Origin of the sequence: Brevundimonas vesicularis (assembly GCF_014204545.1) — a bacterium.
GTDB lineage: Bacteria > Pseudomonadota > Alphaproteobacteria > Caulobacterales > Caulobacteraceae > Brevundimonas > Brevundimonas vesicularis_B.
Window position 1 is genome coordinate 110,480 of the sequence record NZ_JACHLJ010000002.1, and the last position, 21,708, is coordinate 132,187.

Annotated in this window: 19 protein-coding genes; 7 read left to right on the plus strand and 12 right to left on the minus strand. The window is 69.3% G+C overall.

The window, feature by feature from the left end; genetic code table 11:
- Position 1 precedes the first annotated feature (1 nt).
- Entirely contained in the window at positions 2 to 1,051 is a 1,050-nt protein-coding gene (mutY, locus tag HNP47_RS08640) for an A/G-specific adenine glycosylase (protein ID WP_184279229.1), read from the minus strand.
- A gap of 20 nt (positions 1,052 to 1,071) precedes the next feature.
- Here mutY and HNP47_RS08645 point away from each other — a divergent pair, with 20 nt between their 5' ends.
- The 7 genes from HNP47_RS08645 to HNP47_RS08675 all read left to right on the plus strand — a co-directional run bounded on the left by HNP47_RS08645 (position 1,072) and on the right by HNP47_RS08675 (position 8,525).
- On the plus strand, positions 1,072 to 1,626 hold the full coding sequence (locus HNP47_RS08645) for a DUF721 domain-containing protein (RefSeq protein ID WP_184279230.1): 555 nt from the start codon (positions 1,072 to 1,074) through the stop codon (positions 1,624 to 1,626).
- Positions 1,627 to 1,735: 109 nt separating this feature from the next.
- Positions 1,736 to 2,830, plus strand: a complete 1,095-nt coding sequence (locus HNP47_RS08650; RefSeq protein WP_184279231.1) for a PAS domain-containing protein — start codon at positions 1,736 to 1,738, stop codon at positions 2,828 to 2,830.
- Complete coding sequence (locus tag HNP47_RS08655) at positions 2,831 to 3,286, plus strand: response regulator (protein ID WP_184279232.1); 456 nt, start codon at positions 2,831 to 2,833, stop codon at positions 3,284 to 3,286. It abuts the gene before it with no gap.
- A gap of 107 nt (positions 3,287 to 3,393) precedes the next feature.
- Positions 3,394 to 4,038, plus strand: coding sequence for a DsbA family protein (locus HNP47_RS08660; RefSeq protein WP_184279233.1), 645 nt, complete (start codon positions 3,394 to 3,396; stop codon positions 4,036 to 4,038).
- A gap of 15 nt (positions 4,039 to 4,053) precedes the next feature.
- Positions 4,054 to 4,665 (plus strand): thioredoxin domain-containing protein, encoded by a 612-nt coding sequence (locus HNP47_RS08665; protein WP_184279234.1) that lies wholly within the window; start codon positions 4,054 to 4,056, stop codon positions 4,663 to 4,665.
- A 12-nt stretch (positions 4,666 to 4,677) separates the two neighbouring features.
- Positions 4,678 to 8,115, plus strand: coding sequence for a chromosome segregation protein SMC (gene smc, locus HNP47_RS08670; RefSeq protein WP_184279235.1), 3,438 nt, complete (start codon positions 4,678 to 4,680; stop codon positions 8,113 to 8,115).
- The gene (locus HNP47_RS08675) at positions 8,112 to 8,525 is read left to right on the plus strand and encodes a surface-adhesin E family protein (protein WP_184279236.1); all 414 of its coding nucleotides are present in this window, start codon (positions 8,112 to 8,114) and stop codon (positions 8,523 to 8,525) included. The genes smc and HNP47_RS08675 overlap by 4 nt, the downstream gene beginning before the upstream one ends.
- Here the strand turns inward: HNP47_RS08675 and HNP47_RS08680 are convergent.
- The 11 genes from HNP47_RS08680 to HNP47_RS08730 all read right to left on the minus strand — a co-directional run bounded on the left by HNP47_RS08680 (position 8,494) and on the right by HNP47_RS08730 (position 21,592).
- Positions 8,494 to 9,639, minus strand: a complete 1,146-nt coding sequence (locus tag HNP47_RS08680) for a mechanosensitive ion channel family protein (protein ID WP_184279237.1) — start codon at positions 9,637 to 9,639, stop codon at positions 8,494 to 8,496. The genes HNP47_RS08675 and HNP47_RS08680 overlap by 32 nt on opposite strands.
- 188 nt (positions 9,640 to 9,827) lie before the next feature.
- Positions 9,828 to 10,919: an undecaprenyldiphospho-muramoylpentapeptide beta-N-acetylglucosaminyltransferase gene (gene murG, locus HNP47_RS08685; protein ID WP_184279238.1), complete on the minus strand. Its 1,092-nt coding sequence runs from the start codon at positions 10,917 to 10,919 to the stop codon at positions 9,828 to 9,830.
- Positions 10,920 to 11,314: 395 nt separating this feature from the next.
- Positions 11,315 to 12,490, minus strand: coding sequence for a putative peptidoglycan glycosyltransferase FtsW (locus HNP47_RS08690; RefSeq protein WP_184279239.1), 1,176 nt, complete (start codon positions 12,488 to 12,490; stop codon positions 11,315 to 11,317).
- Complete coding sequence (gene murD / locus HNP47_RS08695) at positions 12,487 to 13,887, minus strand: UDP-N-acetylmuramoyl-L-alanine--D-glutamate ligase (protein WP_184279240.1); 1,401 nt, start codon at positions 13,885 to 13,887, stop codon at positions 12,487 to 12,489. Before murD ends, HNP47_RS08690 begins: the two co-directional genes overlap by 4 nt.
- 4 nt (positions 13,888 to 13,891) lie before the next feature.
- Complete coding sequence (gene mraY / locus HNP47_RS08700; protein WP_184279241.1) at positions 13,892 to 15,001, minus strand: phospho-N-acetylmuramoyl-pentapeptide-transferase; 1,110 nt, start codon at positions 14,999 to 15,001, stop codon at positions 13,892 to 13,894.
- Positions 15,002 to 15,010: 9 nt separating this feature from the next.
- Positions 15,011 to 16,450 (minus strand): UDP-N-acetylmuramoyl-tripeptide--D-alanyl-D-alanine ligase, encoded by a 1,440-nt coding sequence (gene murF, locus HNP47_RS08705; RefSeq protein WP_184279242.1) that lies wholly within the window; start codon positions 16,448 to 16,450, stop codon positions 15,011 to 15,013.
- Entirely contained in the window at positions 16,443 to 17,903 is a 1,461-nt protein-coding gene (locus HNP47_RS08710; protein ID WP_184279243.1) for a UDP-N-acetylmuramoyl-L-alanyl-D-glutamate--2,6-diaminopimelate ligase, read from the minus strand. The genes murF and HNP47_RS08710 overlap by 8 nt, the downstream gene beginning before the upstream one ends.
- Positions 17,900 to 19,684 carry a penicillin-binding protein 2 gene (locus HNP47_RS08715; protein ID WP_184279244.1) on the minus strand — a complete coding sequence of 595 codons (1,785 nt, stop codon included), beginning with the start codon at positions 19,682 to 19,684 and terminating at the stop codon, positions 17,900 to 17,902. The genes HNP47_RS08710 and HNP47_RS08715 overlap by 4 nt, the downstream gene beginning before the upstream one ends.
- On the minus strand, positions 19,681 to 20,130 hold the full coding sequence (locus tag HNP47_RS08720; protein WP_184279245.1) for a cell division protein: 450 nt from the start codon (positions 20,128 to 20,130) through the stop codon (positions 19,681 to 19,683). Before HNP47_RS08720 ends, HNP47_RS08715 begins: the two co-directional genes overlap by 4 nt.
- Positions 20,127 to 21,119, minus strand: a complete 993-nt coding sequence (gene rsmH / locus HNP47_RS08725) for a 16S rRNA (cytosine(1402)-N(4))-methyltransferase RsmH (RefSeq protein WP_184279246.1) — start codon at positions 21,117 to 21,119, stop codon at positions 20,127 to 20,129. Before rsmH ends, HNP47_RS08720 begins: the two co-directional genes overlap by 4 nt.
- Entirely contained in the window at positions 21,116 to 21,592 is a 477-nt protein-coding gene (locus HNP47_RS08730) for a division/cell wall cluster transcriptional repressor MraZ (protein WP_159849624.1), read from the minus strand. Before HNP47_RS08730 ends, rsmH begins: the two co-directional genes overlap by 4 nt.
- Between the last annotated feature and the right edge of the window lie 116 nt (positions 21,593 to 21,708).

Genomic DNA, 21,708 nt, shown 5'->3' on the forward strand with positions numbered 1-21,708 from the left:
GTCAGACAAAGAGATCCGGCGCGCTCGCCCGGTCCAGCGCCTTGGCGAAGACCGTCGGCAGGGCGGCCCGCGCCGCCTCGATCGGCATCCAGCTATAGGGGCTGTCCGCATCGACACGAGCGGTCATCACTGTCAGCGTCAGGCTGAAGTGGGTGAAGACGTGTTCCACCGCTCCGGCTTCGCGCCAGTCGGCCTCGATCGGCGCCGCGGCAGCAGGCTCACCTATCGTCCAGTCGCTGGTCGGCAGGCCCAACATGCCGCCCAGCAGCCCCTTTTCGGGCCGCGTTTCGACTGCAACACGACCCTGATTGTCGACCAGCACATAGGCCGCGCCCCGCCGATGCGGTCGGCCCACCTTCTTCGTCTTCATCGGAAATCGGGCCGGGTCGCCCGTGGCCAAAGCCAGGCATTCGCTGGCTACCGGACAGGTCCCGCACGACGGTGACTTGGGCCGGCAAACCGTCGCGCCAAGATCCATCAACGCCTGCGCCCAGTCTCCTGGCCGCTCATCGGTGACGAACCGGCTGGCCAGCCGCCTCAGCTCGGGCCGAGCGGCGGGGACAGGCGTCTCGACGGCGAACAGACGCGCCATGACCCGCTCGACATTGCCGTCCACGACATTGGCCGCCCGGTCGAAGGCGATGGAGGCGACGGCCGCCGCCGTATAGGCGCCGACGCCCGGCAGGGCGAGCAGCGTCGCCTCGGTGTCCGGAAACACCCCGCCATGCTCGCCCGCCACCGCCCGCGCACAGGCCAGCAGATTGCGCGCACGCGCGTAGTAGCCCAGCCCCGCCCAGGCCCCCATGACCTCTGCATCCTCGGCCGCCGCGAGGTCGCAGACCGTGGGCCAGCACGTGGTGAAGGTGTGGAAATACGGCGTCGCGTGCGGCACGGTCGTTTGCTGCAGCATGACCTCCGACAGCCAGACTCGATACGGTTCGGTCCGCGGCGCGCCGACGGCCGCTCGCCACGGCAGGCTGCGCGCATGGGCGTCGTACCAGGCCAGCAGCCGCGAGCGGATCAGATCTATGTCGGGAGAGACGTCAGGCATCGGTCGCGCTATATAGACCCATGCGCCGCACGCTGCCCACAGACGCCGAGGTCCGCGAGATCCTGTCTCGCCGTCGCACCCGCCCGGTCCCCCGACCGGCGCCGCGCGCAGGCAAGGCGCTGACGCCCCTGATCAAGAAGCTGGACGAACAGTTCGGACGCGGCGCCGGCGCGCTGGAGCCCCGTTGGCGCGAGATCGTCGGCGATCGCCTGGCCCGCGTCACCCGTCCGCAGAAGCTGACCAAGGGCAAGGGGGGCCAGCCCGGCGTGCTGGAGCTGCGCGTCGCCGGCGCCGCCGCCCTGCTGATCCAGCACCAGTCCGAGGACATTCTGGCTCGCGTCAACCTGTTCCTGGGCGCCGGGACGGTGGATCGTTTGCGCATCGCCCAGGGTCCGGTCGCCCCTTTGAAGGAGGCCGCGGCCCGTCCCAAACGCAGCGCCAAGCCGCCGCCCCTGCCCGCACAGGCCGAGGCTGATCTGACCGCCTCCATCGCCGCCGCCCCCGACGATCTGCGCGCCGCCCTGGCGCGCCTGGGCCGCGTCGCCTTGTCGCGTCCCCGCATCGACAGCGACTGATGCCCCGCGCCTCGGTTGGCAGGTCTTCTACCCTGCTGTAGGTAGAGACGGTAAAGATGAGAGTTCCGCACGGCATATCCTGGTCGCGCGCCTGGATCCCCGAGCCTAAATGAAACAAAAAGACGATTGGCGACTGACCGAACTCGTGGAGCACGAGATGGGTCGAGGCGACCCATTTGCGGCGGCCGTTCGCGGCACCCGCATGCCGATGGTCATCACCAACCCGCGCCTGCCCGACAATCCGATCGTCTTCGTCAACAAGGCCTTTCAGGATCTGACGGGCTATGAGCGCGATGAGATCGTCGGCCAGAACTGCCGTTTCCTGCAGGGACCCAAGTCCGACAAGGCGGCCGTGGCGAAGATCCGCGAGGCGATCGAAGCGGGCGAAGACATTCAGGTCGATCTGCTGAACTATCGCAAGGACGGCAGCACCTTCTGGAACGCCCTGTTCATCAGCCCCGTGCGTAACGCCGAGGGCGAGATCGAGTATTTCTTCGCCTCGCAGCTGAACGTCACCGAACGCGTCGAGGCCCAGGTTCTGGTCGAAAAGCAGAAGGCCGTCGTCGAGCGCGAAGTCGCGGCCCGCACTGCCGACCTGCAGGAAGCCCTGACCGCCAAGACTTTGCTGCTTCATGAGGTCGACCACCGGGTCAAGAACAACCTGACCATGATCGGCTCGCTGCTGCGACTTCAATCGCGCTCTCTGTCCGATCCGGCCTTGACCGCAACCCTGGATTCCATGCTGGAGCGGGTGGACGCCCTCGCGACCGTTCACCGCAAACTCTATCAGTCCGACGACGTCACCCAGTTCGACGTCGGGGCCTTCACCAACACCTTGGTCGCCGATGTGATCGGATCGACCGGACGCAGCGACATCGAGGTCTCGGTCGACGTGGAGCCGATGTTCATACCTTCGACCCACGCCTCGTCGATCGGCCTGATCATCAACGAACTGCTGACCAATGCGATCAAGCACGCTTTCGCCGATGATCGGGGCGGACGATTGGTCGTCTCGGCCAAGAAGACGGAACAAGGCGGCCAGGTTGTTGTTCAGGACGACGGCCCCGGCATTCCCGGCGCCGCGCATCAGGGATTGGGCAAGACTTTGATCGGTCGTCTTTCAAAGCAGATCGGCGGCAGGACGCTGTGGCTGCCAGCCGACCCCGGAACACGCGCGGTCGTCGACTTCCCCGTGAGCGGCTAGGTGCGCGCCGCCGGGCCACACTTCGACATCCTGGTCGTCGAAGACGAGGCCCTGCTTGTGATGGACCTGGAGGCGATGCTTGAGGACGAAGGCCACCGGCTGGTCGGCGAGGCCATGTCCCTGAGCGAGGTCGAGTCGCTGTCGCTCGACGCGCCGCCCGACATCGCCTTCGTCGACATCCAGCTGGCGGATAACTCCAGCGGTCTGGACGTGTGTCGCCTGATCAAGGACCGCTGGCCGTCCACCGCAGTGGTGTTCCTGACCGCCAACCCCAAGATGATCCCCGAGGACTTCCTGGGCGCGCACGGCGTGATCCCCAAGCCCTTCTCGCGGTCCGGCCTGCTGTCGGCCATGCGCTTCATCGAGCAGGGCATTAGCGATCCGCCGCCGCGTCAGGACAGGCCGCAAAGTTTCATCCCCGCACCCGCAATCGATCGGGCCTGGGCGCGCGGATAAGGCGCTGTTGACAAAACTTCGCCGCACCTGTTCCAGACTAGTTCAGGGTTGCGCCATTCCCGGGGAATCGCGCGATCATCGCCAACGATCCGCTCCGAGGAACCTTCATGGCCGACACTGAATCCCGCTTCGCCCGCATGAGCCGTCGTGCGGCCATCACCGGCGCCGCTCTGGCGACCATGGCCTTGGCGGCCTGCGGCGGCGGCGCCAAGGGTGCGGCCGAGGGCGACATCGGTCTGGGCGCGCCCGAAGGCGCCAAGGTCACCGTGGTCGAATACGCCTCGGTCACCTGCCCCCACTGCGCCCTGTGGCAGAAGAACACCTGGCCGGCGTTCAAGGCCAAATACGTCGACACCAACAAGGTCCGTTACGTCTTCCGCGAACTGCCGACGCCGCCGGTCGACGCCGCCACCGCCGGCTTCCTGGTCGCGCGCTGCGCCGGTCCGGACAAGTATTTCGACGTCGTCCACCAGCTGATGGCGACGCAGCAGGAGATGCTGACGTCCTCGCCGCGCGACTGGCTGCTGCGCACCGCCCAGGCCGCCGGTCTGTCCGAGCAGCAGTTCAACGACTGCGTCACCGACAAGGACGCTGTCGCCGCCATGGAGAAGCGCGTCCAGGCCGCCCGCGCCCAGGGCGTAACCGGCACCCCGGCCTTCTACGTCAATGAGACGCAGGTCATCTCGCCCGGCGGCGAAGGCGCCAGCCTGGCCGACCTGTCCACCGCCATCGACGCGGCCCTGGCCAAGTAACCGAGGCCAGATCAGATGATGCGACGCGCCTTCATCGCCGCCGGTTTCGCCCTCGCCGCCCTGACCGGCGGTCTGGCGGCGCCGGCGTTCGCCGCCGATGCGCCGCCGCCCGTCACGGCCCAGGATCATATCCTGGGCCGGGCGAATGCCCCGGTCACGGTGATTGAATACGCGTCCTTCACCTGCTCGCACTGCGCGGATTTCCACAACACCGTGCTGCCGGCCTTCAAGGCCAAATATATCGACACCGGCAAGGTTCGGCTGGTTCACCGCAACCTGCCGACCCCGCCCGCCAATGTCGCCGCCGCCGCGGCTGCGGTCGCCATGTGCGCCGCGCCCGCGCGCTATTTCGACGTGGCGGCCGTCTTCATGCGCGATCAGGCCAACCTGCAGACCACCGGCGCCCAGCCCTGGTTCGCAGCGGGCATCGCCGCCAGCGGCAGGACGCGCGAGCAGATCGAGAGCTGCCTGGAAGGCCCGACCATCCGCGCTGAACTGGACGCCCAGATCGCGGGCGCCGATGCGGCCGGCGTCACCGGCACGCCGGCCTTCTTCGTCAACGGGACGGCCGTCGCCGACCATTCGCTGGACGCCCTGTCGGCCGCCATCGACCCTCTGCTCCGGTAGTCCGCCAGGACGATGCAGTTCCAGCGCCTCCGGCTCGTCGGCTTCAAGTCGTTCGTCGACCCGGCGGAGGTGCATATCGAATCCGGCCTGACCGGCGTCGTCGGCCCCAACGGCTGCGGCAAGTCCAACGTGCTGGAAAGCCTGCGCTGGGTCATGGGCGCCAACTCGGCCAAGGCTATGCGCGGCCAGGGCATGGACGACGTCATCTTCGCCGGCGCGGCGGGCCGCCCTCCGCGCAGCCATGCTGAAGTCAGCCTGACCATCGACAACGCGCAACGCCGCGCGCCCCAGCCCTTTACCGACAGCCCGATGCTGGAGGTGTCGCGCCGCATAGACCGGGGCCAGGGCTCGACCTACCGCATCAACGGCAAGGAGGTCCGCGCCCGCGACGTCCAGCTGCTGTTCGCCGACGCCTCTACCGGCGCCAACTCGCCCGCCCTGGTGCGTCAGGGGCAGATCAGCGAACTGATCGCCGCCAAGCCGCAGAACCGCCGCCGCATCCTGGAAGAGGCGGGCGGCGTCGCCGGCCTGCACACCCGCCGCCACGAGGCCGAGCTGCGGCTCAAGGCGGCCGAGACCAATCTGGACCGGCTGGACGACATCGGCCGCGAGCTGGAGACGGCGTTGAACCGGCTGAAGCGCGAAGCCCGCCAAGCCGAGAAATACAAGAAGATCTCCGCCGAGATCCGCGCCCTTCAGGCCGCGCTGCTGTTCGTTCGCTGGAACGACGCCCGGCTGGCCGCCGAAGCCGCCGCCGAGGAACTGCGCGACGCCGACCGTGCGGTCGCTGAAACCACGACCGCATCCGCCGCCGCACAGACGGCCGCCTTGGCCGCTCAGGAAGCCCTGAAGCCTGCGCGCGAGGAGGACGCCGTTGCGTCGGCTCTGCTGCACCGCGCCAGCCTGGAGCGCGACCGGCTCGACATGGCCGAACAGGCCGCCCGCGCCGAGGTGGACCGGCTCAAGGCCGAGGCCGCCCGCATCGCCGCCGACGTCGAGCGTGAAACCAACATGGCCGCCGACGCCCAGCGCGAACTGGACCGGCTGGACCACGAACTGACGCGGCTTAAGGCCGAGATCGCCGCCGCCCCCGAACGCGGCCCCGAACTGCACAAGGCCCTGGCCGCCGCCGAGGACGCCCGCAAGGCTGCCGACGCAGAGGTCGAACGCCTGGCCGGAACCCTGGCCGCCGTCGAGGCCCGCGCCAACGTCGAGACGGCGCGCAAGCGCGACGCCGAGACCCGCCTGGCCCGCGTCACCGGCCAGCACGACCAGGCCAGCCGCGAACGTGAGGCCCTGGGCCCGCTGGAAACACCCGAGCTGGAGACCGCCCGCCAGGCGCTGGAGACCGCCCAGACCGACCTCACCGCCGCCCACGAGGCCGTCGAGGCGGCCGAGGCCAAGCGCGGCGACCTGGCCCGAACCGAGCAGGAGGCCCGCACCGCCGCCCGCGCCGCCGAAGACCGGCTGGGCCGGTTGCAGACCGAGGCGCGGGGCCTGGCCCAGCTGCTGGTGACGGGCAAACGCGACCATCCCCCGGCTCTGGACAAGGTCCGCGCCGACAAGGGCTATGAGGCCGCCCTCGCCGCCGCCCTGGGCGACGATCTGGACGCCGCGCTGGACGCGAAGGCCACCGCCTATTGGGGCGGGGCGGACGCGCCGACGCCGGTCTGGCCCGCCGGGGTCGCGCCGTTGGCCGCCCACGTCCAGGCCCCCGATCAGTTGGCCGCCCGCCTCGCCCTGTGCGGCGTCGCGCTCAGGGCCGACGCCGCGCGACTGGCCCAGGCCCTGCCTCCCGGCGCACGCCTGGTGACGGTCGAGGGCGACCTCTATCGCTGGGACGGCTTCGTCAGCCGCGCCGAGGCGCCGCGCCCCGCCGCCGTCCGCCTGGCCCAGCGCACGCGGCTGGCCGAGCTGGAGGCCGACATCGACAAGGGCCGCCCCGCCCTCGACCAGGCCCAGGCCGCCCAGAGGGCCGCCACCGACGCCTTCCGCGCCGCTGAGGAGACGGTCAAGACCGCCCGCCTGGCTCCCTTCGCCGCCGACAAGGCCGTGACCATGGCCCGAGACCGCGTCGAGACCCTGGCCCGCGACCAGGCCCGCCGCGAGGCCCGCGCCCAGGCCCTGGACGACACGGTAACCCGGCTGGCCGCCGAGGTGGCCGAGGCTCAGGCCGCTTTAGACGCCGCCCAGACCACGGACGCCCCGTCCGAGACTCTGTCTGGCCTGCGCGACGAGCTGACCGCCGCCCGGGCCGCCGCCGACGCAGCGCGCCTCGCCGCCCAGACTGCCCGCTCCGACCGCGACGCCGAGGCCCGCGATCGTCAGGGCCGCGAGCAGCGCCTGGGCAGCCTGACCCGCGCGCGCGAAGGCTGGGTCACGCGGTCCAAGGACAGCGCCGGCCGCGTCGCCGCCCTGGCCAAGGACGCCGACCGGACCGCCGCCCTGCTGAAACAGGCCGAGGTCGCGCCCCAGGGCTTCGCCGAGCAGCGCGGCAAGCTGCTGGACACCCTGGTCGCGGCCGAACAGAGGAAACAGGCGGCGTCGGACGCCATGGCCGTCGCCGAGACCGAGGCGACCGAGGCCGACCGCGCATCGCGCGCCGCCGAGACCGCCGCGTCGCAGGCCCGCGAGGCCCGCGCTGGCCTGTCCGCCCGCGCCGAGGCCGCCGCCGAGAAGCTGGCCGAGGCCGAGACCACCCTGCGCGAGACGGCGCAGATGTCGCCGCAGGAGCTGGGTCAGAAGCTGACCGACGACGCCATCGCCCGCCCGCCCGACGCCGCCGGGGCCGAGAGCCTGCTCTACGGGCTGGAGCGCGAACGCGAGGCCCTAGGGGCCGTCAACCTGCGCGCCGAGGACGAGGCGGTCGAATACGGCGAGCGGCTGAACAGCATGAAGTCGGAACGGATCGACCTGACCCAGGCGATCGCCAAACTGCGCGACGGCATCGACGAGCTGAACGCCGAGGGCCGCGAGCGGCTGGTGGCGGCGTTCGACGTCATCAACGCCAATTTCAAGACGCTGTTCGAGGCCCTGTTCGGCGGGGGTCAGGCGGAGCTGAAGCTGGTCGAGAGCGACGACCCGCTGGAGGCGGGGCTGGAGATCTACGCCTGCCCGCCCGGCAAGCGGTTGTCGGTGATGAGCCTGATGAGCGGCGGCGAACAGGCGCTGACGGCGGCGGCCCTGATCTTCGGCGTCTTCCTGGCCAACCCCGCGCCGGTCTGCGTGCTGGACGAGGTGGACGCGCCGCTCGACGACGCCAATGTCGACCGCTTCTGCCGAATGCTGCACGAGATGCGCAGTCGCACCGACACCCGCTTCATTGTCATCACCCACAACCCCGTGACCATGAGCCGGATGGACCGGCTGTACGGCGTCACCATGCCCGAACGCGGCATGAGCCAGCTGGTCAGCGTGGACCTGAAACAGGCGGAGACCCTAGTCGCATGATCGCCCTGCTGCTCGCGCTCGCCGATCCTCAGCTAGTCCCGACCGGCGTGGGACGGTTCGCCATCTATGCCGACGCGGCCTCGATCGAGCGCGAGGGCGACGTGGCGCGGATGCGGGAACTGCAGGTGACCGAGGCCGGGTTCAAGGTCGGAGACGTGACCTATGTCGGGGGCTGGTCGCGGTGGGCGTTCGATTGTCAGGCGAAGACAGCGGATCGGTTGTACTTCTCCTCTTTGAAGGCGGACGGGACGGAAGGGCCAGCGACGCCGGACGCCGCGCCCGCCTATGACGCCGCGCCGGGCGGGGATGCCGCCGAGCTGCTGGCCATCGCCTGCGGAATCGAACGGCCGGCCCAGGCGCTGACGCTGGAACAGGCCATCAGCCAGGGACAAAGGGCGCTGGCGGACTGACGGCCCCCTCGGCGGGCTTGTCCGACCCTTGCGGCCATTCGATACGGTCGCGCGGCAGGGCCTCGCGGCACTCGTCGCGCATGAAGGCCATCAGCTTCTCGCGGATCTCGCAGCGGAGGTCGAAGGCGACCGGGGCCGAGCGGGCGCTGGCCAAACAGCGAACCTGAAGCACGCGTTCGGTGATGTCGGTGACCTGCATCACCTGAACGTCGCCGTCCCACAGTTTCGAGCTTTTGACGATGCCCTCGAACGCCTCGCGCAACCGGTCGATCGGCGCCTCGTAGTCGACGTAGAAGAAGGCGGTGCCGATCAGGCGGGCGTTCTCGCGGGTCCAGTTCTGGAAGGGCTTGGTGATGAAATACGACAAGGGCAGCACCATCCGGCGCCAGTCCCACAGCTTGACCACCACATAGGTCGAGGTGATCTCTTCGACATTGCCCCACTCGGTCTCGACGATGACGGCGTCGTCCAGGCGGATGGGCTGGGTCAGGGCGATCTGGATGCCGGCGACCATGTTCGTCAGGATCGGCTGAAGCGCCAGACCGGCGATGATGCCGACGACGCCGGCCGAGGCCAGCAGGCTGACGCCCCACTGACGGAAGCCGGCGATGGTCATCAGCGCCAGGCCCACGGTGACGATGAACAGCACGACCTTGGCCACCCGCTGCAGGATGCGGGTCTGGGTCAGGTGCTTCCTGGCCAGCAGATTGTCCTCGACGGCGATATTGTACCGCTTGAGGTGCATGACCGACCACATGTCGAGCACGCCCGAGGCCATCCAGCCGAGGGTCAGGATGAACAGGAACAGCAGGGCGCTGCGGATATTCTCGGACGGGCCGGGATCCATCGGCGAGACGGTCACGCCGATGCCGATGCCGATGATGATGATCAGGACGCGCAGCTTGACCCGGGCGCGCTCGACCACGCCGCGCCAGAAGAGGTCCTTGTTCCGAACAACGCGACGCAGGATGGCGAAGACGATCTTGTGCGTCAGCCAGCCGCCGCCGACGAAGACCAGCAGGACCAGGCCGATGACCGCCCATTCGGGCAGCCAGTCGAACCGGCGCCACAGGGCGCGGATCTGGCGGGTGACGGCGATGATTTCGGGAGGCATGGGCTTTCTAACGCGTCAGGGCCGAGAGGGTTGATGTCTCCTCCCTGTCGCGAAGCGATGGGGAGGTGGCGCGGCGCGCCCTTTGCGCCGTGACGGAGGGGTTCTGCACCGCATCGCAGGCACCTGTGGGACTTCAAGAGCCCCTTCACCCCTTGGGGGTCCCCCTCCCCACAAGTGGGGAGGAGACATTATGGGCGCCCCGCCGTCGCCTCGACCAGATCGGCCAGGCGCTGGGCGGCGTCGGGGATGGCGACGGAGCGGGCGGCGGCGGACATGGCGGACAGGCGGGCGGGGTCGGACAGGACGGCGGCCAGGACAGCCGACAGTCGATCGACGGTCAGGTCGTCTTCCAGAATAACCTCGGCCGCGCCCGCATCGGTCAGGGCCTTGGCGTTCAGCCGCTGGTGGTCGTCGGTGGCGATCTTCAGCGGGATCAGGACGGACGGCAGGGCCGCGACCGCCAGTTCGGCGCAGGTCGAGGCGCCGGAGCGGCCGACGACCAGATGGGCCTTGGACAGCCGTTCAGCCATGTCGCGGAAGAAGGGGGCGACCTCGGCCTCAATCCCGGCCTCCAGATAGGTCTGGCGTGCGGCCTCCAGCGTCTCGGGGCGGGACTGTTGCTGCACCTTCAGGCGGCGGCGAAGGGCTTCCGGCAGGGCGGCCAAGGCGCGGGGCGTGGTCTCAGACAGGATGCGGGCGCCCTGGCTGCCGCCGGTCACCAGCACTTGGATCGGACCGTCGGCGGCGGGGGCGACATAGGGACGATCGAACAGGGCGCGGATCTCAGCCCGCACCGGCGAGCCGACGACGTGCGAGCGGCCCTGAACCTTGGCCGGCGCGCGTTCCAGCGTCGGGAAGGATGAGGCGACCTGACCGACATAGGGGGCCAGGATGCGGTTGGTGCGGCCAAGGACCGCGTTCTGTTCATGGATCACCGTCGGTCGCTGGGACGTGACGGCGGCGACCAGGGCCGGGGCGGACGGATAGCCGCCGAAGCCGACGACGATGTCGGCGCCAAGCCGGTCGAAGGCCGTTCGCGCCTGGACCACGCCCTTGAAGATGGCGACGCCCGCCTTGACCAGGCCCAGTGGGCCGGAGCCGGTGGCGGCGTCCAGCGCCAGCCGTTCCTCGGCCGGAAAGGCATGGGCGTATTGTTCGCCCCGGTGATCAGTCGCCAGCACCACACGCCAGCCGCGCGCCCCCATCTCGCGCGCCAGGGCCTCGGCCGGGAACATATGGCCGCCGGTGCCGCCGGCGGCGACGATGCAGAGCTTGGTCATGGGCGAGGCTCCGAAAAAGAGGGTCTGAATAGTCTGAAGTTCAGACGGTGGGCAGGCAAAAACACCGTCTAATTCGTCTAATCTGTCTAATGTCGGCGGGGAACGGTGCGGCGAGGAATGGGGCGGCGACAGGATCGCACGGTTTTGCAGCGTGGGCAGGAGACGGTCGCTGCTGATTCTTAAGTCGTTGGGATCGTGCGGGTTTTTTTTGCGGAAGAATGCGGGATGTCGCCTACTTTCGTCATCCTCCGGCGAGCGTAGCGAGATCGGGGGACCCAGTGGCGCCGGAGGCGATGCGTCCGCCGCATAGATCTTGAACATCCACTCCGCGACAGGTTCGCGCTCGCGCGCGCCGCTGGGTCCCCCGGTCGCTTCGCGCCGGAGGATGACGAAGATCAAATGAGCCGCCGGCCCAGGGTCAGGCTGGCGCCGGGTTCGTAGGCGCCGGGTCGGCGCCGCGTCAGGGCGAGCGCAAAGCCCATGGTCAGGCCCATGGCCAGCATGGAGGAGCCGCCGTAGCTGATGAAGGGCAGGGTCATGCCCTTGGTCGGGATCAGGTTCAGGTTCACCGCGACGTTGATGCAGGCCTGAAGCCCGATCAGCATGAACAGGCCCGCCGCCGCCGTCTGCTCGAACGGATCGGTCAGCTTCATGGCCCGGCGCATGCCTCTGATGACGATGAAGGCGTAGAGGCTGATCATGATCAGGCTGAGGATCAGGCCGAACTCCTCGGCGCCGACGGAATAGATGAAGTCGGTGTGCAGGTCGGGCACGCGGCGCTTCATCACGCCCTCGCCGATGCCCCGGCCCAGCAGGCCGCCGGCGCGGATCGCCTCCGAGGCGCTGTCGATCTGATGGGTGTCGGTGGTTTCGGGCGAGAAGAAGCGGCTGAGGCGGTCGCGCATATGGCCGAAGACAAAATACAGCGACACCAGCCCCGCCATGCCCAGGCTGGCCAGAACCGCCATCCATTTGAACGGCACGCCCGCCATGAAGAAGACGGCCATGAAGGTGGTGGTGATCAGAAGCGTCTGGCCGATGTCGGGCTGGATCAGCAGCAAGGAGACGGTCAGGGCGTAGAAACCAAACGCGATGGTCACGCCGGGCACCCCCTGGCCCTTTTGCGCCTCGGCGAACATCCAGGCGGCGAAGACGATCAGGCCGGGCTTGGCGAACTCGGACGGTTGCAGGCTGAAGGGACCGAAGTTCACCCAGCGGGCGGCCCCCTTCACCGTGTCGCCGATGAACGGCAAGGCCATCATCACGACGATGGCGCCGAACAGGGCCAGGACCGCGATGCGTCGCACGCCGCGCGGCGACATCAGCGAGGTCGTCAGCATGATGCTGAGCCCCACGCCCGAAAAGACCATCATCCGCCAGGAATAGTGGAAGGGGTCGGTGATCGATTCATCGGCCAGGATGGCGGCGGGGCTGGAGGCGAAGCTGAGGGCCACGCCGAGGGCCATCAGCGCGAGGGCCGCACCCAGCAGGCCGCGATCCACGGTCCAGAACCATTGGGCCACATGGCTTTGGTCGTTGCGGGAAAAGGCGGGGGTGTAGGGAGCGCTCATGACGCGGTTTCCGGGACGGCGCCGAGAGCCAGGACGGCGGCGCGGAAGGCCTCTCCGCGCGCCTCGAAGTCCTTGAACTGATCGAAGCTGGCGCAGGCGGGGGACAGAAGGACGATCTGGTCGCCGCCGGCCGAGGCCGCATCGGCGGCGGCGGCCACCACGGCGGCGTCGAGGGTGCGGGCGATGACGTGGGGCGTGTCGGCCAATGTGCCGGCGAAGGCCGGGGCCGCGTCGCCGATCAGATAGGCCTTGGCGATGCGGGGGAAGAGGTCGGCCAGGTCCGCGATGCCGCCGGCTTTGGGCACGCCGCCGACGATCCAGAAGACGGAACGGTAGGAGGCCAGGGCCTGACGCGCGGCGTCGGCGTTGGTGGCCTTGGAATCGTTGATGAAGCGCACGGAGCCGAGGCGGCCGACCGCCTCCATACGGTGCGCCAGGCCGGGGAAGGACAGCAGGCCGGCGACGGCGGCGTCGTGATCAATGCCGAGCGCGCGGGCGGTCGCATAGGCGAAGGCGGCGTTCTGGGCGTTGTGACGGCCAGGGAGCGAGCGGGCGGTGGAGAGGTCGGCGACCAATTCACCATCCTTCGAAACCGCGCCCGGCTGCGCGACATATCCTTCTGCTCTCTGTGAGGGGCGGGTCGAGATGACGGTGGCGCGATCTGACAGGTCACGCGCAATCTCCTGCCCCCAGGTGTCGTCCACGCCCACCAAGGCCACATCATCCCGTCCCTGATTGGCGAAGATGCGCGCCTTGGCCGCGACATAGCCGTCCATGCCGCCGTGGCGGTCCAGGTGGTCGGGGCTGATGTTGGTCAGGATGGCGACATCGGGGGCGAAGGTGGTGGTCAGGTCCAGCTGGTAGCTGGAGACCTCGATCACATAGACGGCGTCGGGCGTCGGTTCGGGCAGGGCCAGGACGCCGACGCCGATATTGCCGCCGACGTGGACCGTCAGGCCCGCCGACTTCAGCACCCAGCCGATCAAAGCGGTGGTGGTGGACTTGCCGTTCGTGCCAGTGATGGCGACGACGCGCGGTTCCCCGGTCAAGCCGGAGGATGACGACGAATACGAGGCCAGGGCGCGGGCGAACAGTTCGATGTCGCCGAGGACTGGCACGCGGGCCGCACGGGCCAGGTCCACGGTCCAGTGGGGATTGGGATGAGTCAGGGGCGCGCCGGGCGACAGGACCAGGGCGGCGAAGTCGGACCAGTCGGCGGTGCCCAAGTCCTCGACCGTGAAGCCCTCGCCTTTCGCCTGCGCCCGGCCGGTCTCACCGTCATCCCACAGGATCGGGATCGCGCCACCGGCCTGAAGGGCGCGCGCGGCCGTGATCCCCGACCGTCCCAGGCCGAAGACCGCGACCCGCCTGCCTTCAAAGCCAGGAACGGGGATCATCGGATCAGCGCAGCTTCAACGTCGACAGGCCCAGCAGGGCCAGGGCGCCGGCGATGATCCAGAAACGGATGACGACCGTGGATTCCGGCCAGCCCATCTTCTCGAAATGGTGGTGAACCGGCGCCATCAGGAAGATGCGCTTCTTCGTCAGCTTGTAATAGCCGACCTGGATCATGACCGAGGCGGCCTCCATGACGAACAGGCCGCCGACGATGCCTAGCACCAGTTCGTGCTTGGTGGTGACGGCGATGGCGCCCAGCGCCCCGCCCAGGGCCAACGAACCCGTGTCGCCCATGAAAATCTTGGCCGGGGGAGCGTTGTACCAGAGGAAGCCCGCGCCGCCGCCGATCATGGCGGCGCAGAAGACGGCCAGTTCGCCCGCGCCGGGGACGTGGTGGACCTGAAGATACTGGGCGAAGACGAAGTTGCCGGCGAGGTAGCTGATCACGCCGAACGCGCCTGCCGCCATCATCACCGGCACGGTCGCCAGACCGTCCAGACCGTCCGTCAGGTTCACCGCATTGGAGAAGCCGACGATGGTGAAGGCCGCGAACGCCACATAGAACCAGCCGATGTTCAGCAGCACGGCCTTGAAGAAGGGGAAGGCGATCGACGTCTCGAGCCCCGGCGAGGTCGGCGAGACGGTCATCCACAGCACGGTCAGGACGCCGGCGACGACGGCGACGACGGTCTGGGCCAGGAGCTTCTGTTTCGAGGTCAGGCCGGCCGAGGTCTGTTTGGTCACCTTGGCGTAGTCGTCGATGAAGCCCAGCACGCCGAAGGCCGCCGTCACGAAGCTGACGATCCAGATGTAGGGGTTGGTCAGGTCGCCCCAGAGCAGCACCGCCACGCCGATGCCGGCCAGGATCATCAGACCGCCCATCGTTGGGGTGCCGACCTTGGACAGGTGGGACACCGGGCCGTCGTCGCGGATCGGCTGGCCCCGGCCCTGTTTGGCGCGGATCCAATTGATGAAGCGGCTGCCCATGGCGACGGCGACGATCATGGCGGTGGCCATGGCGAGGGCAACGCGCACCGTCTGGTACTGAACCAGGTTCAGCAGCGGATACTGGTGCGCCACGTCGGCGTAGTAGAGATAGAGCAGGTAAAACATGTTTCTTCCCTACCGCGACGCCCGCGGGGCGTCACTGCTTGAGGGGACGCCTTCGGCGCGACTGAGGTTCGCCAAAGCTTGGGCCACCAGCGAGGCCTTGGAGCCGTTCGAGCCCTTGACCATGATGATGTCGCCGGGCGCGACCAGCAGGGCCGCCTCGGCCGCCAGTTCCGCCGCCGTGGCGCGCCAGACGCCGCGTCGCGAGACCGGAAGCGCGTCGTAAAGCCAGCGCATCTCGGGCCCGGCGGCGTGGACCAGGTCGAGGCCGGCGGCGTCGATGGGGCCGGCGAGGCCTTCATGCAGGTCGCGGCTCTGCTCGCCAAGCTCCAGCATGTCGGTCAGCACCACCACGCGGCGGCCCGAGGTCGAGCGCGCGCCCAGGGTCTTGAACCCGGCGGCCATGGACAGCGGATTGGCGTTGTAGCTTTCGTCGATCAGGGTGAAGGCGCCGGCCGGCGTCGTGACCGTGCGGGTCTGGCCGCGTCCGGCCAGAGGCTGGAACCCGGCGAGGGCCTCCAGGCCCGTGTCCAGCTTTACGTCCAGAGCGTCCAGCATCAAGAGGACACACAGGCTGTTCAGGCCCCAGTGGGCGGCGGACTGGGCCAGGCGATAGTCGATGCGTCGCCCGAACAGTTCGGCGGCGACCGCCGCGCCCTCGGCGTCCGGCCGGAAGTCCAGCAGGCGGGCGTCATGGCCGGCGTCAGAACCGAACGTCAGCAGGCGCGCGCCGACCGCCTTGGCCGCATCGCACAGGACGGCCGAGAAGGCGACGTCGCCGTTCGCCACCGCCGCACCGCCCGGGACCAGACCCTGGAAGATGGTCGCCTTTTCACGCGCGACGCCGGCCTCGCCATCCGCGAAAGCCTCGATATGGACCGGACCGACCGTGGTGACGCAGGCGGCGTGGGGGGCGACGAAACGCGACAGGGGCGCGATCTCGCCGGGCGCATTCATGCCGATCTCGAAGACGGCGCGCTGGGTCTCGACCGGCATTCGGGCCAGGGTCAGGGGCACGCCGATGTGGTTGTTGTAGCTCTTGATCGAGCCATGCGCGGGACCGGCCAGATCAAGGCCCGCCTTGATCGCCTGGGTGACGCTGGTCTTGCCGACGCTGCCGGTGACGGCGCCGCGCTTCACATGGGGCGCGCGCTCGCGGGCGGCGACGCCCAGGGCTTCGAGACCGCGCAAGGAATCGGGCACGACGACGCACGGGCCGCCCTCGACCGGGAGCTCGACCAGGGCGGCCGCAGCGCCCGATGCGAAGGCGGCGGCTGCGAATTGATGCCCGTCGCGTTCGCCCCTCAGCGCCAGAAACAGATCGCCGGGGACGATCTCGCGGCTGTTGTAGGTCAGGCCCGTGATCGGGCGATCGTCGCCCTGCAGCACGCCGCCCGTGGCGGCGGCGACTTCAGCGGCCGACCAGAGCGGGCGGGCGGAGTGTTCAGGCATAGAGAGACAGGGCCTCGGACGCGACAGTGGCGTCGTCGAAGGGGTGGGTCACGCCCGCGACGATCTGACCCTGTTCATGCCCTTTTCCGGCGATGACCACCACATCCCCGTCACGCATCATTTCGACGGCGGCCTCGATGGCGGCGCGGCGGTCGCCGATCTCGATCCCGTCCGGGCAGCCGGCGCGGACCTGGGCGCGGATGGCGGCGGCGTCTTCGGACCGCGGATTGTCGTCGGTGACGATGGCGATGTCGGCCAGACGCCCGGCGATCTCGCCCATCAGGGGGCGCTTGCCACGGTCGCGGTCGCCGCCGGCGCCGAAGACGACGATCAGTCGGCCGGTCGCGTGGGGACGCAGCGCGTTCAGAACCGTCTCGAGTCCGTCGGGCGTGTGGGCGTAGTCGACATAGACCTCCCCCCGGCTTTCCTGGCCGCCGTCGATGCGTTGCAGGCGGCCCTGCGCGCCGGTCAGGCCTTCCAGCGCGCCGATGACGGCGTCGGCGGGATCGCCGGCGGCGATGCACAGACCGGCCGCCACCAGGGCGTTGGACGCCTGAAACGCGCCGGCCAGCGGCAGCAGGATTTCGCGGATGTCGCCGCGCACGTCGATGGTCAGACGCTGGCCCTCAGGCGTCGCGCGACGGCCGATCAGGGTCAGGTCGCGCCCGCGCTCGCCCACGCCCATGACGCCCAGGCCGGCCATGATCGAAGCGGAGGCGAAGACCGAATAGGCGTCGGAGTCGGCGTTCAGCACGGCGGTGCGGCCGCGCGGCAGCAGGGTCTCGAACAGGCGCATCTTGGCGGAGCGGTAGTCCGCCATGGTGCCGTGATAATCGAGGTGGTCCTGGGTCAGGTTGGTGAAGGCGGCGGCCTTCAGAGCGACCCCGTCCAGACGGCGCTGGTCGATGCCGTGGGACGAGGCCTCCAGCGCGACGTGCGTCACGTCCTTGGCGGCCAGTTCGGCCATCAGGCGCGCGGCCTCGGCGGCGTCGGGGCTGGTCAGGCCGGGGCCGGTCAGGGCGTAGGTCTTGGCGCCCTTTTGGCCGATGACGCCCAGCGTGCCCATGCTGGCGGACTTGTGGCCGATCCCGGCCCAGATTTGGCGGCAGAAGGTGGCGACGGAGGTCTTGCCGTTGGTGCCGGTGACGGCGACGCAGGTCTTGGGTTGGGCGCCGTAGAAGCCGCGCGCGGCGATGGCGTAGGCGCGGCGCACGTCGCCCGAGGTGACCAGAACGGGCGCAGCGCCATCCGGCGTGTCGGTCGGCGCCAGAACCGCAGCCGCGCCTTGCGCCAGAGCTTGCGGGATGAAGGCGCGGCCATCGGCGGCCGTGCCCGGCAGGGCGACGAACAGGGCGCCGGGCGAGACCTTGCGGCTGTCGGCGGTGACGCCGGTGATAACGGGGTCGGAGGACACGTCGCGGCGCAGCAGGTCGGACAGGTGAAGCGCGCTCAAAGCCCGTCCCCCGCCACGTCCTGATATTGCGGAATCTTCTCGCCAGAGGCCGTGCGCCAGCGGTCGTCGCGGCGTTCGACGCCCAGGAAACCGGCGATGCGGTCGGCGATATTGTGCACGGCCGGCGCAGCGACATAGGCGCCGGTCTTGGGATAGGTCCCCGGCTCGTCCATCACGATCAGGATGGCGTAGCGCTTGCCGTTCAGCGGACCATCGACGGGGAAGACCGCCGCGAACGAGCCCAGGGCGTGGCTGGGGTCATAGCGACCGCCGACCAGCTTGTTGGCCGAGCCGGTCTTGCCGCCGACCCGCAGGCCTGGCGCGTCGGCGAAGCCGCCCGAACCCTTGACGACGTTGCGACGCAGCAGGTCGAGAATGGCGCGCGAGGTCTCTTCGGTGACGACCTGTTGCGGCTGGACGTTGCGGGCGCCGCCCTTGCGCAGCGACAGCGGGATCATCCGACCGCCATTGGTCAGGGCGCCCATGGCCTGAACCATCTGGGCCGGGGTGATCATGATGCCGTAGCCGAAGGACAGCGACGCCAGGGTCGAGTTGTCCCAGCGACGCGGCACGACGGGCTTGGCCGATTCCTTCAGCTCGATCCTGGCGGCGTCCAGCAGGCCCAGGCGGCGGAAATAGTCGCGCATGGTGTTGGGGCCCATCTGCACCGCCAGCTGCGACGTGCCGATGTTGGAGGAGTGCAGATAGACCTCTTCCAGGGTCATCACCCGGTTCTGGGCGTGGAAATCCTTGATCTTGCGATCGCCGATCTGGAAGGCCTGGGAGGCGTCGAACAGGGTGTTCATGTCGGCCCGGCCGGTGTCGAGGCCGGCGGCGACGGTGAAGGTCTTGAACACCGAGCCCATTTCGTAGTGGCCCGAGACGGCGCGGTTCAGGGTGGCGCCGTCGGGCGCGGCGTTGCGGTCGGCGGAGTTGAAGGTCGGCCAGCTGGCCATGCCCAGCACTTCGCCGGTCTGGACGTCGGTGACGATGCCGACGGCGCCCTTGGCCTGGGCCTTGATGGCGGCGGCGGCCAGTTCATTTTCCAGCACCCCCTGCACGCGCAGGTCGATGGACAGGGGGAAGGCCTCGCCGCGTTGACCCGCCGCGCGGATCTCGTCGTTGAAGGCCAGTTCGGCGCCCGAGACGCCCCGCCCGCCCGTATCGGCGTCGCCGATCAGGTGGACGGCCGAGGTTCCCAGCGGATAGGCGCGGCGGTCTTCGGGCTCAAAGGTGACGCCGCCCAGCGCCAGGTCGTGGACGGCGGCCTTTTCCTGGGGCGTCAGGCCGGTCAGGGCGATCAGACGACGGTCGCCGCCCAGCACCTTCTTCAGACGCTCGGCCGAGATGCGCGGCAGGGCGCGGCGGATCTGGCGATAGGCCAGGTCGCGATCCCAAATCTCGGCCGGGTCCAGATAGAGGCCGTAGTGAATGATGTTGGTGGCCAGCAGTTCGCCGTTGCGATCCGTTAGGTCGCCGCGCACCAAGGCGTTCGGATTGACGCCGCGTCCCAGGCCGTTGGCCGGGGCGAACAGGGCCTTGTACGACGCGCCGATGGCCAGACCGCCGAAGACGCAGGAAAAGACGATCAGGATCAGGAAGATGCGGACGCGCGTGTCCTCTTCCGGGCGGGCGTCGGCGCGGGCGCGCTCGAAGCCGTGCTCCAGCCGCCAGACCAGTTCCGTCAGCCAGCGCCAGAAGGGCGACAGACGGCCTTGCAGCCGTTCCTGGAAATCGGCGCCCGGCGCTGGGCGGTGATAGCGATGATCCTGAACGCTCATTGCGCCGGCTCCGGCGAGGGCGTGGGAACGGGCGCGTCGTCGGCGACGGCGGCGGGCGCCGGGGTGGCTGCAGGCGTGGGCGCGGCGGGTTGAGCGGGGACGGGCTTCAGGGCCGTCAGCTGACCTTCCTTGGCCTGACGAGCGACTGCGACGGGCGCCATGCCGATCTGGCGCGACAGGCTTTCCAGACGGGCGGGCTGCTCCAGCCGGGCGACCTCGGCGCGGAGCAGGCGGACGCGCTGTCCGTTCTCGCGGATGTCCTTTTCGATCTGGGCGATGCGGCTGCTCTCACGCGCCGCGGCGGCCTTGGCGGCATAGACCGACACGATCATGATCGCGACCAGGGCCACGCCGATGATCTCGACCCAACGCACGCCGCGCACCTTCCAGTCGAACAGACGCTGAAGGGCGGTGCGCGAATAGGTGAAGAAGGGCGCCGTGGTCATGCCGCAGCCCCCGATCTGGTCGCACCGTCGATCCGACCCCAGGCCGGGGCGTCGGTGCGCACGGCGGCGCGCAGCTTGGCCGAGCGGGCGCGGGGGTTGGTGGAACGCTCTTCGTCGCCCGCCTCGCGCGCGCCTTTGAACTGCAGCGTGAAGCTGGGCTTGCGCGGATCAACGGCCATCGGCGCATGACGCGAACCGGCGGGGCTGTTGCCCGTGCGCTCGGTCAGGAAGGCCTTGACGATGCGGTCTTCCAGCGAATGGAAGGTGACGACGGCGAGGCGTCCACCGGGGGCGAGCGTCGCCTCGGCGGCCTCCAGACCGCGCTCCAGCTCGCCCAGTTCGTCATTGACCGCGATGCGCAGGGCCTGGAAGACCCGCGTCGCCGGATGGATGGGCGCGCCGCGACGGCCGCCCAGGGCCTTTTCGACCACCTCGGCCAGATCCAGGGTGCGGGTGAAGGGCTGTTCGACGCGGCGACGCAGGATGGCGGTGGCGACGCGGCCCGATTGGCGCTCTTCGCCATACAGTTTGAAGATGTGAGCCAGGGGACCGTGGTCCCAGCTGTTGACGATATCGGCCGCGGTCGCGCCCTCATCGGACATGCGCATGTCCAGCGGACCGTCGCGCATGAAGGAGAAGCCGCGCTCGGCCTGGTCCAGCTGCATCGACGAGACGCCGATGTCGAAGACGGCGCCGTCCAGCTTTGCCTTGCCGCTGTCGGAAAAGGCCTGGGCCAGACCCGAGAAGGGGGTGCGGATCAGCTGGAACTGGCCGGGGAAATCATTGGCGACGGCGTCGGCGTGCGGCTGGACCGTCGGGTCGCGATCCAGGCCGATGACCTGGGCGCCAGTCTTCAGGATGACGCGGGTGTAGCCGCCGGCGCCGAAGGTGGCGTCGATCACCACGTCGCCGGGCGCAGGCGCCAGGGCCTCGATCACCTCGGCCAGCAGGACGGGGGCGTGGGGCGCATTGGTGGAGGCGTCGGTCACGATCCGCCCCCCGCCAGCTTCATCTGGGCCGCCAGTTTCAGGGCGCCGATCTGGGCCATGCCGGCCTTGGCCAGGGCGCGCTGTTCAGCGCGGCGGGCCGCCCATTTCTCGCGCGACCAGATCTGGAAACGGTCGTTCAGGCCGACGATGACGACAGTGTCGTCCAGGCCGGCTTCGTTGCACAGCGCTTCGGGCAGGGTGATGCGGCCGCCGGAATCATAGGCTAGGCGCACCTGCTCGCCCATGACCTGCCACTCCAGCGCCGAACGCTCCTCGGAGCCGAACGGCAAGGCCTCGATCATTTCGGCATAGACGGCGAACAGGCGGTCGCCGCCCGCTTCCAGGCAGTCCGCTTCGATCGAGGGGAAGATGAAGACACCGCCGGCTGCGCCGTTTTCGGTCGTGCGGAAGTCGTTGGGAATGAGGAGACGGCGCTTGCCGTCCAGCTGCTTCTCATAGGTCGAGAGAAACACGCCCTGCCAATCGAACCCTTCGGCCCGTCCCTAGATGCCCTGACGAACGCCCGCCGCGCCCGCCTCTCAGCCCCAAATCATGATTGTGGGATAGCATGGGATCAGATGGGCCTCAA